Annotated in this window: 11 protein-coding genes; 5 read left to right on the top strand and 6 right to left on the bottom strand. The window is 41.8% G+C overall.

Features of this window, described 5'->3' with window-relative positions:
- Positions 1 to 14: 14 nt before the first annotated feature.
- Both ACE5CV_RS12190 and ACE5CV_RS12185 read left to right on the top strand, forming a co-directional pair.
- A complete protein-coding gene (locus ACE5CV_RS12190) occupies positions 15 to 419 on the top strand; it encodes a hypothetical protein (protein ID WP_374950454.1) in 405 nt (134 codons plus the stop codon).
- A 21-nt stretch (positions 420 to 440) separates the two neighbouring features.
- Positions 441 to 848, top strand: a complete 408-nt coding sequence (locus tag ACE5CV_RS12185; protein ID WP_374950453.1) for an OsmC family protein — start codon at positions 441 to 443, stop codon at positions 846 to 848.
- On the opposite strand, the gene ACE5CV_RS12180 is transcribed toward ACE5CV_RS12185, so the two are convergent.
- Together ACE5CV_RS12180 and ACE5CV_RS12175 are read right to left on the bottom strand one after the other, a co-directional pair.
- A complete protein-coding gene (locus ACE5CV_RS12180; RefSeq protein WP_374950452.1) occupies positions 849 to 1,469 on the bottom strand; it encodes a TetR/AcrR family transcriptional regulator in 621 nt (206 codons plus the stop codon). It abuts the gene before it with no gap.
- A gap of 86 nt (positions 1,470 to 1,555) precedes the next feature.
- Entirely contained in the window at positions 1,556 to 2,041 is a 486-nt protein-coding gene (locus ACE5CV_RS12175; protein WP_374950451.1) for a DUF4126 family protein, read from the bottom strand.
- A 149-nt stretch (positions 2,042 to 2,190) separates the two neighbouring features.
- Between ACE5CV_RS12175 and ACE5CV_RS12170 the strand changes: the two genes are divergently transcribed.
- On the top strand, positions 2,191 to 2,730 hold the full coding sequence (locus ACE5CV_RS12170) for a hypothetical protein (RefSeq protein WP_374950450.1): 540 nt from the start codon (positions 2,191 to 2,193) through the stop codon (positions 2,728 to 2,730).
- A gap of 66 nt (positions 2,731 to 2,796) precedes the next feature.
- On the opposite strand, the gene ACE5CV_RS12165 is transcribed toward ACE5CV_RS12170, so the two are convergent.
- The 4 genes from ACE5CV_RS12165 to ACE5CV_RS12150 form a co-directional block, all read right to left on the bottom strand.
- The gene (locus ACE5CV_RS12165; RefSeq protein ID WP_374950449.1) at positions 2,797 to 6,219 is read right to left on the bottom strand and encodes an efflux RND transporter permease subunit; all 3,423 of its coding nucleotides are present in this window, start codon (positions 6,217 to 6,219) and stop codon (positions 2,797 to 2,799) included.
- A gap of 24 nt (positions 6,220 to 6,243) precedes the next feature.
- Positions 6,244 to 7,350 carry an efflux RND transporter periplasmic adaptor subunit gene (locus ACE5CV_RS12160; protein ID WP_374950448.1) on the bottom strand — a complete coding sequence of 369 codons (1,107 nt, stop codon included), beginning with the start codon at positions 7,348 to 7,350 and terminating at the stop codon, positions 6,244 to 6,246.
- A 27-nt stretch (positions 7,351 to 7,377) separates the two neighbouring features.
- Positions 7,378 to 8,724 (bottom strand): TolC family protein, encoded by a 1,347-nt coding sequence (locus ACE5CV_RS12155; protein WP_374950447.1) that lies wholly within the window; start codon positions 8,722 to 8,724, stop codon positions 7,378 to 7,380.
- An 89-nt stretch (positions 8,725 to 8,813) separates the two neighbouring features.
- Positions 8,814 to 9,431 carry a TetR/AcrR family transcriptional regulator gene (locus ACE5CV_RS12150; RefSeq protein ID WP_374950446.1) on the bottom strand — a complete coding sequence of 206 codons (618 nt, stop codon included), beginning with the start codon at positions 9,429 to 9,431 and terminating at the stop codon, positions 8,814 to 8,816.
- Between the two features lie 137 nt (positions 9,432 to 9,568).
- On the opposite strand from ACE5CV_RS12150, the gene purB reads away from it, so the two are divergent.
- Together purB and ACE5CV_RS12140 are read left to right on the top strand one after the other, a co-directional pair.
- Positions 9,569 to 10,912: an adenylosuccinate lyase gene (gene purB, locus ACE5CV_RS12145; protein WP_374950445.1), complete on the top strand. Its 1,344-nt coding sequence runs from the start codon at positions 9,569 to 9,571 to the stop codon at positions 10,910 to 10,912.
- A 191-nt stretch (positions 10,913 to 11,103) separates the two neighbouring features.
- Positions 11,104 to 11,649 (top strand): NifU family protein (locus ACE5CV_RS12140; RefSeq protein ID WP_374950444.1); only part of this gene is annotated, 546 nt, incomplete at its 3' end.

Genomic DNA, 11,649 nt, shown 5'->3' with positions numbered 1-11,649 from the left:
ATTTAAAGCATTACATGGCACAAGATTACTTAAAGGAGAAAGAAGTAAAGAAAAAATCGGCAGTAAAAGTAGTTTGGTTATTGGTTGTTTTAGGCGTGGCCTTTATAGCAGTTCTAGGCAAGTTTGCTTTTTCCGGAAACCTTAATGTATTTAACGGCCTGCCGGATAGTGATGACGCCTACACCGTTGCCAAAGAGTACATTGGGCCTACGGTTTTATCTTCGAACGTTGATTTCTCTGATAGTGAATATAAATTTGCTAAAAAATCCGATTCGGTTTATGTAATTAAGTCATTTTATACTACTAAAGATAATTCGGGAGACAAAGTAAAAACCAATTTTACCATCACCCTGAAATACAATGGCGGACATGCCGAAAGCTTAAAGAACTGGACAATGCTTAACCTTGACCAGGACTAATCTTTTCCGTTGCTTTGTATTATGGACGATGACAAAGATCTTATAGCATCTGCCGATGCCACCATTGGCCTAATAAAATACCAAACCAGAGTAAGTAGCGGCGGTCACTCAGTAGTGGTGGATGAACCGGTAAAAATGGAAGGTATGGATAGCGGGATGGCACCTTATGGTTTACTGCTGGCCAGCCTGGCAAGTTGTACGGCCATTACTTTGCGTATGTACATTAACCGTAAGATGTGGGTAATCGACGAAATTGGAGTTGACCTGGAGTTAAGCAAGACCCCGACAGGAGTCCACATTGATAGTAAATTAAGCTTTAAGGGTGAACTGAACGATGAGCAGCGCCTTCGGCTGGTCACCATTGCCGACGCCTGCCCTATCCATAAGCTATTGGTAGGCGAAGTTGAGATATTTACTGCACTGAAGTAATCAGGATTTTCCAAGTCCTTTTACAAAAATATCTATCAGCAGCAGCCGTTTGTCGTGTATTTCGTCCAGGTGTTCTTTCCTCGGAAAATTAGCTTTTTTCTGCGGCATCGAACCTACTTTGATACCGTGCAGCGCATCCAAAAAAACTTCAACAACTTCGGCCGGGTTGGTTACTTCGTAAATGTGCCCCAACCTTACTTCAGCTTCTATAGCGCTTGTCAAAAGCTTTGATTCTGTTTCACGTATCTGCGTGATAATACCCCAAATAGAATCGGGAAGATTTTGTTCGTTTATCCGGAAGAAATCAAAAAAATTATAGTTGTTTACAATAAATTCGTGATGAGTGTTCACCTGGAACAAAAAGGCATCGCGCAGGCTGGTGAAGTTGTTGAACTTATCCTCGAACAGTTTAAGATAATCATTAGCCAGCTTACGCATTACGGCAATGTACAGTTCGCTTTTATCCGGGAAATAGTAATAAAGCAGCGCTTTTGACATTGAAAGATCACCTGCAATTTCATTCATGGTTGTTTTTGAATAACCGTAATGCAAAAAACGCTGATGTGATGCTTCTAAAATTTTTTCACGTTTGATGTCTTGCTGATCTATGCCTGCGCTCATTATTTCGTTCCTGACTATTTTAACAAAATTATCAAATTTCCAGTTTAATTGTAAAACGGGGCAGAAAGATGAATTTCAAATGGTAATCAGTAGCCTCTTGCAATGGACGCTCCCGCAGAGATACAAAGGACATCTTCGATGACACCTATCACTGCATCTGGTACCGGGGTATTTCTCGCTATGCTTTTTCTTAGAAAAAAGCAGCCGAAAGTTGAAGCGATTGCAGATAGGCCACCAACAAGCCCGCCCATAACTGGTTTTTTGCCATGAGCCTGATAGACCGTAGCACCCGCCCATATGCCTGATACAGCCCTGCCGACTAACCCGGGAGTGGCTGTCCGGTTAGGTGCGTGAGGTAATTTATCGCCTACAAGTTCGCCTGCCGCCAGCACTTTAAAGACTTTAGAAGTTGTAATAGTTTGCATAAATTCTAACGGCGTATGCTCCAGATAACGGCTGGGGTGGCGGCTGTACATATGGGTTATGACAGCAGGCGCCATAAAAGTGCGCATGCCGGCAATGGCGCCTAATCCTGCCGCTTGTTTAAAAGCTTTAGTTATTTTTAATTTCATGAATATGCGGTGCTGGTATGGTGATCCAACAACGGTGGCCCTTAAGTGTTTGAATATTTACACATTGCAGCTGTGGGCATGATTTGTTAAAGTGAAATTTATAAATCAATAATTAAAAGTGGTTGTTATCAAAAATAAACTAAACTACTATGAAATTACACGAAGATAACGCACTGGGCGCTTTAGGTGGCGCAATTGGTAAAGGACTGCTGGCCGGCATTGCCGCAACGGCTGCTATGACGCTATCGCAGATGATAGAAATGAAGCTAACAAAGCGCGAACCCAGTGATGCCACCTTAAAAGTTGCCGAAGATACTGCCGCTGTTAAACCATCATCGGAGGATGAGAAACAACTACTTTCACAAGAGATACACTGGAGTTATGGCACTGCATGGGGTGTCGCCCGCGGGTTGATAGGCTTAACCGGCTTAAAAGGGTTACCCGCCACACTCTTGCACTTTGGCGCGGTTTGGGGTACGGCATTAGTAATGCTGCCCAAACATGATGCAGCCAAACCTATAAACGAGCAGGAGCCGAAGGAAATAGCCATTGATGTTTTACATCATGCAGTTTACGCTGCAGTAGCCGGCCTGGTTTATGATGCATTAGATGCCGGTGGCAAGCACGAGCGTAAATTAAATAAATTGGCGCATAACGTTAACAGTCTTATCCGCCAGTACAAAAAATAATTGTTCGCTAAAACAAAACGAGCCGCACAGATAACTATGCGGCTCGTTTGTATTTCAATAGCGTTGTTACGCTTCTTCTATTTGTAATTTATTTTTTTCAACTTCATCGGTTTTCTTTTTACCAAAGAAGTAGTTCTTCATATTTGCACGGATAATATACATACACGGCACTAGTATCAGTGTGATAACAGTAGCAAAGCTCAACCCGAAGATCATCGTCCACGCTAACGGGCCCCAGAAAGCCACGTTATCACCACCAAAGTGAATATGTGGTTCAAAATGCGTAAACAAGCCCACAAAGTCGATATTAAAACCAACTGCAAGCGGGATCAACCCTAATATCGCAGCTGTTGCTGTAAGTAACACAGGTGTCATACGGGTATGCCCTGCCTCAACAACTGCATCGTGCAGACTGGTGCCTTGCTCAATCAGCATATCGGTGAACTCTACCAGCAGGATCCCGTTACGTACCACCACCCCCGCAAGTGCTATGATACCTACGCCTGTCATTACAATAGCCATAGTCATTCCGAAGATTGATACCCCCAGGAATACACCAATGATACTAAAGAAGATCTCGCTGATAATGATGAACGTTTTACCTATAGAGTTAAATTGGATCATCAGGATAATTAGGATCAATCCGAACGATGTTGCCATTGCACCGCCCAAAAACGTAACCGCTTCCATTTGGTCTTCCTGACCACCACCCTGACGGATGCTGATATTCTCGTCTTTCCTAAAGTTACTGATAGCCCTTAAAATATTGGCATTAACTTCATTAGCGTTGTAAGGTTTAATAACGCTTGAGCCTAATGTTAATACCCGGCGCTGTTGTTTACGCTTAATGTTACTGAATGTATTCGTGTATCTGATATCTGTAAAGGCCGAAATGGGTACCTGGCGTATTGCGCCGCCGGTTGCAAGATCACGGTAAGTGATCTTTAAGTTTCGCAACTCGTCGATATTGCCACGCTGTTCTGCCATAGCCCGTACTTTTATCTGGTAATCATCCTCTTTTGTGTTACGGTAATCTGCTGCTTTCGCACCAAATATTGCTGTACCCAACGCCTGGTTGATTTGTAAGGTGCTGATACCTTCTCTATTAGCACGTTCGCGATCTATATCAAACACAATGTCCGGCTTATCATTCTGCACATCGGCAACCAGATTTTCTATACCGGCAATGTTTTGCTTATCCAGATAGGTTTTTAAACGGCTACCTGTTTTTACCAGCGAATCCAGGTTATCCCCAATGATCTCGATACTGATATCTTTTTGTACAGGTGGGCCGCTGGCTTCCTGCGCTACTGCAATTTTTACACCGGGTAAACCTTGAACGGTTTTGCGGATGCGGGCTAGAATCTCTTTCGTATCCTTACCCTCACGCTTGCCAAATTCAACAAAGGCAACAGTTACCTTACCTTTATTCTGATAATCGCCCTGATCCTCATCCTGCGGGTCGGTTACGCCTTTGGTAACGTTAGATATAATAGATGAAACAATGTCTTTATCAGGCTCTACCACCTTGGCTACACGTTGCTCAATCTGCTTGGTTACCTCGTTGGTGGTAGCCTGATCTGTACCGATTGGCATTGTGATGTATACATAGGCAAAGTTCGGATCACCTGAAGGGAAGAATTCCGGCGTTTTACCAATGGTCACTAGTAATACTATCGATAGTACAAACAGTACGAATGTACCAACCAGCATGGTTACAGGCCGTTGTACTGCCTTTTCTAACCATTTGGCATACCAATTCTGAAATTTTGGCCAGGCATTATTCTGGAACCTGTCTATCACTTTCAATAAAACAAAGTGATTTAGCAGATACAGGGCCATGATCAATACAACCAGGTTACCTATTCCGATATTTATCCAGTAACCAATAGCTGCTGCTACGGCCATGTATATAAGCGTACGGCGGGTTTTCTTATCGAATTTTGGGTTATCATGCTCACCAGGATGGTGCGGCTCCATAAAATCTACCGCGAATACCGGGTTCATAATGTAAGCAACAACCAATGATGCAAGCAGCGTGATAATTAGCGTTATCGGCAGGAAGAACATGAACTCACCGATTATACTATTCCAGAATGCCAAAGGAATGAAAGGTGCAAGCGTTGTCATCGTACCCGAAAATACCGGTAGGAAAACTTCGCCTGCTGCCAATTTAGCGGCTTCTTTAATAGGCACTTTACCATTGGCAAAAATCCGGTGTGTGTTTTCGATAACCACAATGGCATCATCTACCACGATACCCAAGGCAAGGAGGAATGAGAACAGTACGATCATGTTAAGCGTAAATCCTATCCATGGCATTACCATAAAGGCGATAAAACAACTTAAAGGTACTGATAGGGCTACGAAGATGGCATTGGTAGTACCCATGAAAAACATCAGGATAACGGTTACCAATATAAAGCCAATAATGATCGTATTGATCAAATCGTTCAGCGTTGTACGTGTCTTGTCAGACTGGTCGCCGGTTACCGTAATGTTTAGCCCTTTAGGGAAAACAGTTTGGTGCTTGGCCTTGATCAACGCATTGATCTTATCCGATGCCTCAATAAGGTTTTCGCCGGTACGTTTACTAACGTTAAGCGTAATTACATTCTTAAATTTGGTTGCCTGCGGTGTTTTTAAACGCGCATAACTCTCCTGCTCAAGAAACGAATCTTTAACCTCGGCAATATCGCGCAGGTATACCGTTTGGCCCTTAGGGTTGCGGATAGCCATTGCGGCTACCTCATCAGCGTTTTTAAAATCCTGTTTGATATCGATACTGCGGCGCACACCATCTGTTTTGATGGTGCCCGCAGATGAAAGGATGTTTTCATTACCTATCGCCTGGATAATGTCGTTAAACCCTATCTGAGCGGAGGCCATCTTATTCATGTCCACGTTGATCTGTATCTCCGGTGTCAAGGCTCCAACCTCATCTACTTTAGAGATCTCTTTGTAGCTTTCAATCTCGTCCTTTAACAAATCGGCATATTCTTTCAACCTCTTCAGGTCATAATCGCCAGAGATGTTAATATATAGGATAGGCAAGTCGGCAATGTTTACATCAGATACCGTAGGCTCTTTAAAATTGTTGTCGTTTTGCGGCAGATCCTGCTTAGCTTTATCAACCGCATCCTGTACATCAATCTTGGCGTCCTTTATCTTAACATTAGCCTGAAATTCAGCTGTAATGATAGATACGTTTTGCACCGAGTTAGATGTCACCTTTTTTAATCCTTTAAGCGATTTAAGTTTTTTCTCTAACTGTCGGGTTACCAGATTCTCAACGTTTTGCGGCGACTGGCCCAGAAATTGGGTAGTTATGAAAATTTTCGGCACCTGTATATCCGGGAAGTTTTCTTTCGGCAGGTTATTATAACTTACCAACCCCAGCACCGTGATCATAAATATGAGCACGTAAATGGCGGTCTTGTTATCTATGGCCCAACTTGAGGGGCCAAATTCTTTCTTTAGATCTTTCATTTGTAATAGATCAGTATGTTAATATTAGTTACCAGTAGACTGTAAAACCTTTATTTTGTCACCGTCTTCAATATCGGCAGCACCTTCGGTTATGAGTTGCTCACCTGCCTTTAAGCCAGATATAATTTCTGATTCGCCGCCGTAAGTAACACCAACTTTAATGGGTTTACGTTTGGCTATACCGTTCTCATTAACAAAAACGTAGTCGCCTTCTTCTGATTTTTGTACAGCTTTAACCGGAATTACTACCGCACCAGATTTAGAGTAATTGGCTATTTTAATAATAGCAGTCATGTTAGGGCGAAGCGATTTGCGCTGAGGCAATTTAACCTCTACAGCAAAACTACGTGATGTAGGGTCGAGTGCTTTAGCCGCAAAAGTCACTTTGGTCATTAATGAATCCTTAGCATCCGGCACTACGATTTTCACCACGTTACCGGTACCAACGCTACCTGCGTATGATTCGGGTACATCAGCCTTAACCTTTAAAAGATCGGCATTCACTACGCGGATACCTGTTTGTCCTGGTTGTGCAACCTGGCCCAGTTTAAGGTCCATTTGATCTACGGTTCCGTTTATAGGTGATACAATGCGGTATAAATTAGCCTGCTGACGTAAGCCTGATAACCCCTTTTTAACACTCTGTAAATTTGTTTGTGCCTGTAAAAATTGTACTTCGGTACCTATTTTCTGATCCCAAAGGTTCTTTTGGCGTTGATATAAAGTTTGGTTAAGATCAACCTGTGCCTGCGATTGTGCAATTTGCTGCTGCAACACACTATTGTCTAACTGCACCATTAATTGCCCGCGTGATACATGCTGCCCCGGCTTAACGTAAATTGCAGTAATAGTACCAGGCGATTGCGGATAAGCAGTAACGTTATCCTGCGCATCAATCTTACCCTGAATTTGCACGTAATTAGTAAACGCTTTGGTAGTTACGGTAACGGCGCCAACCTCAGTGCTCTTGGTAGAATCGTTAGAACCTACTTCGGCCTGCAATTTGGTAATCTTACCATTGATCTCCGCTTGTTGTTTTTGCAAGTCGGCCAGTTCGGCCTTCTTATCTTTTGGTTTACCGGAGCATGCTGCTAATAACAGTAAAACAGGTATGTATATTAATTTTTTCATGTTATATATTATGGTTTAGTGTGTTGATTATTGAATTTTTCCGAATGCCCTGTCCAGATCTACCTTGCTCACCAGAGCGTCATACAAGCTTTGTATATAAGAGTTATCTGCAGTTTCTAATGATGTTTGCGCCTGTGTAACTTCTATGCTCGAGCCTACACCCTGTTGATATTTGATCTTGGATACCCGCAGCACCTCGCGCGCCAGCTCCTGGTTGCGTTTTTGGTTATTTAATGATTGTATACCGTTGAAATAAACTATCCGCGCCTGGCTTGCCTGTAAGCTTAAAGCGTTTTTAAGGCTGTTTAGGCTATTAAGATTTTTCTGCACAGTAATTTCATATTGTTTAACCCTGTTGGTGCGCTGAAACCCGCTAAAAATGGGCACGTTAAGCGTTAGGCCAATATAACTCGAGGGAAAGCTGGTGCTGTACAAAGAACCAAAGCTGTTGTTTTGGTATGACGATGCATAGTTTACGTTGGCGCTTAGGGTTGGCAAAAACTGTCCTTTAATGCGTTTAAGATCATAGCGGCTCAACTGTACATTGGTCTCGAATAAATTGTATTCGATTCGTCGTTTATAAAAGGTGGTATCTGTAACCGTTTCGGCTACATCTTCGGTCATAGTGATATCGCTCAGGTTATCCCTTAAAGTAAGATTGTATTCAATCGGCATCCCTATCTGGAATTTTAAAAGCTGATAGTTAAGCGCCAGTAATCGCAAAGTATTCTCCCTATTGGTTACCAGGTTATTGTACTGAACTGCGATACGATCTACATCAATTTTTTCAACAAAGCCCTGTTTGTTTTGAGCAGTGGTTTGGTCAACCTGTTGTTTTAGCTGCGCGATATTGGCATCCAGCAGTTTGATCTGCTCGTTACTCACCAGCACCTGGTAATAAGCTTTGGTAACATTTACCTGTGCATCAATCCTTGAGCGGGTGTAGGCACGGCTATAAAGCTCCTTGTAAGTTTTGCGGCCTTGTAAACCAACAATATAACTGGGGTCAAACAATAGTTGTGAAGCACCAATACCAATGTTTGATTGGTATTTAACACCAAACTTAACGGGGATAAAAGTACCTGCAGGTGCGCCGAAAAATTCGCCGGGCAGCAGGGTTGTAGGTACTTTTAAATAGTCCTGAAAAGAAGCCGTACCATTAATTTGCGGTAAGCCCTGGCCAATGATCTCCTTAACCCGGTAATCTGCGCTTTTAACATCGAGGTTAGCATTAATAACTGAGTCCTTGTGCTCAAAAGCGTAGTTTGTACAGTCGGTTATACTAAAGTTGTAAGTTTGATTTGCAGGTTGCGCCTGTGAAAACCCATTGAGGCCGGCCGTAATGCAAATCATTAGTGTGAGTAGTCGTTTCATTTTCTAATAGTGAATATATGATAGGTTGTTGTGTGATTATTATTGCAAAGAAACCTGAGTTACTGACAACGGTATGTCAGCAGTAAATTTTAGTTGTTATTTATATTATTATACTGATTTAGTAGTTTATGCCCTTTAATAGTACAAATGCCATAATTAAAATGCTCAAGTAACTGATATTGAACCTTCCAGGTACTGAATTGACCAATGGGGAAAATTTGCTGATTAAAACCCATCTCAACCTGATTAACACGCATCTTAGCAAGTATCTTGACATCAATTTCCGGACGGATAAACCCTTGTGCTATTCCCTTTGTTAAAAGTTCTTCAAGTGTTTTAACTAAAAACTCAGCCTTAAAATTCTGAAACATTCCCCATGCTTCCGGATGATATTTTTGCAAGTCATGTATAACTATCGGATTAATACGTGAAAAGATCTCTTGCGAAGCTTTCATCATATTGATCATCTCTTCTATTACGTTGGCAGAATCGTTAATAATGTTTACGATCTGGCATTGATCATCTTTTATTGACTTGTTTACCAAGGCTATGACCAAATCATTCTTATCACTAAAAAAATGATATATGGTTTTTTTAGACATACCTAAATGCTTAGCAATATCATCCATGGTAACGCTTTTGATACCTGCCTGTAAAAACAGATCCTCAGCTCCCTGGATTAACCTATCTATTTGACCGTTTGACATTATGAGTCAAAACTATGGAAACATTTTTAGATTTCAAAGTTTCCATTTCAAATTACTGTTAAATGACAATTAAGTTTTTAGCACTGATTTACTTCACAAAATTTCAAAAGCTTATCTTTGCCAAAACTCATCTCTTTATGGAATTGAATTCCCTTACTGCTATATCTCCCATCGACGGGCGTTACCGTAATGTTACCAAAGAACTTGCTGCCTATTTTTCTGAATATGCCTTAATCAAATATCGGGTATACGTTGAAATTGAATACTTTTTAGCGCTTTGCCAGCATCCGTTGAGGCAGCTACAGGGTTTTGACGGAAGTTTAACTGATAAGTTACGGTTAATTTACCAAAACTTTTCTGAAACGGATGCCGCATCTATCAAAGAGATTGAGAAAACTACCAATCATGATGTTAAAGCCGTAGAATATTTTATTAAGCATAAATTTGATGAACTGGGTTTGCAGAAGTATAAAGAATTTATCCATTTCGGCCTTACCTCTCAGGATATTAATAATACGGCTATACCTTACTCCTTTAAGATAGCTATTGAAGATGTTTACACTCCGGCATTACACAGCCTGATAGATATATTGCGACACTATGCTGCCGAATGGGCACATATACCGATGCTGGCACATACACATGGTCAGCCCGCATCGCCTACACGTTTGGGTAAAGAGATTGAGGTTTTTGTTGAACGGCTGATTAACCAGCTGCATCTGCTTCGGGCAGTGCCTTATTCTGCAAAGTTCGGCGGCGCTACGGGCAACTTTAATGCGCATAAGGTAGCTTACCCGGATACCGATTGGAAAGCCTTTGGTAACCATTTTGTAAACGATATTTTAGGCCTGCACCGTTCGCAATTTACCACTCAGATAGAACATTACGACAACTTTGCAGCGCAATGTGATGCTTTGAAGCGAATCAACAATATCATTATCGACCTCGACAGGGACATCTGGACCTACATTTCTATGAACTTTTTTAAGCAGAAGATCAAAGCCGGCGAAGTTGGTTCATCTGCCATGCCTCACAAAGTTAACCCTATAGATTTTGAAAATAGTGAAGGCAACCTGGGTATGGCCAACGCGATGTTTGAACACCTGGCAGCTAAACTACCTATCTCCCGTTTACAGCGCGATTTAACTGATAGCACCGTGCTGCGTAACATCGGCGTACCGGTAGCGCACACGCTAATCGCCTTTAAATCAACCATTAAGGGATTGAATAAATTGTTATTGAACGAAACAGCTATCAATGCAAGTTTAGAAGCCAACTGGGCTGTTGTTGCCGAAGCCATTCAAACTATTTTACGCCGCGAAGGCTATCCTAACCCATACGAAGCTTTAAAGGAACTTACCCGTACTAACACACACGTAAATGCTCAAACCATTGCGGAATTTGTAGATACGTTAGCAATAAATGATGATGTTAAAGCAGAATTGAAAGCTATAACGCCGCAGAATTATACAGGGATTTAGTTTTAGGGTGCGGATAATGTGTGCGGATGGTTTTCATTACACAAGCGATAAACAAGTGACGATTACCCAATTATCAAAACATAGAGATTTGTGTACTACACTCCTCTGTCAGTTTGCGGTAAAACTCAACGGCATTTGCACTAACAACCAAAAACCTGATTACATTTGTTAATCCATTAAATTGTACATCCATGAATATCAGCGTATATACCGAATCTACTCCTAACCCGGCAACAATGAAGTTTATTGTAAACAAATTGTTGATCAATGGCAGTGTAGATTATGCAACCAGGGAAAGTGCCGAGGCATCTCCCTTTGCCAAAGAGTTATTTAAATTTTCATTTGTTAATGGCGTATTCTTTGCCAGCAACTTTGTAACGGTTACAAAAACCGAAGGCAGCGATTGGGCAGATGTTGAGCCTATTGTAAAAGAGTTTGTAAAAGGTGCTGTCGAATCGGAATTGAAAGTTCAGGCGGTTGAGCAAGCCACCGACGTTGATTTTGAAGGTACTGACACTGAAATTAAAATACAGCAGATATTGAACGATTACGTTCGTCCTGCTGTTGAACAGGATGGTGGTGCTATCACTTACCGCTCGTTTGATGCAGGTGTGGTTACTGTTGAGCTTCGCGGTTCATGCAGTGGTTGCCCATCATCAACAGTAACATTAAAATCGGGGATCGAAAATTTGTTGAAACGTATGGTTCCAGAGGTTACTGAAGTTGTTTCGGAAGCC

Origin of the sequence: Mucilaginibacter sp. (genome assembly GCF_964263795.1) — a bacterium.
Lineage (GTDB): Bacteria > Bacteroidota > Bacteroidia > Sphingobacteriales > Sphingobacteriaceae > Mucilaginibacter.
Note: the sequence above shows the minus strand (reverse complement) of the source record. Positions and strands in the feature narration are given on the sequence as shown.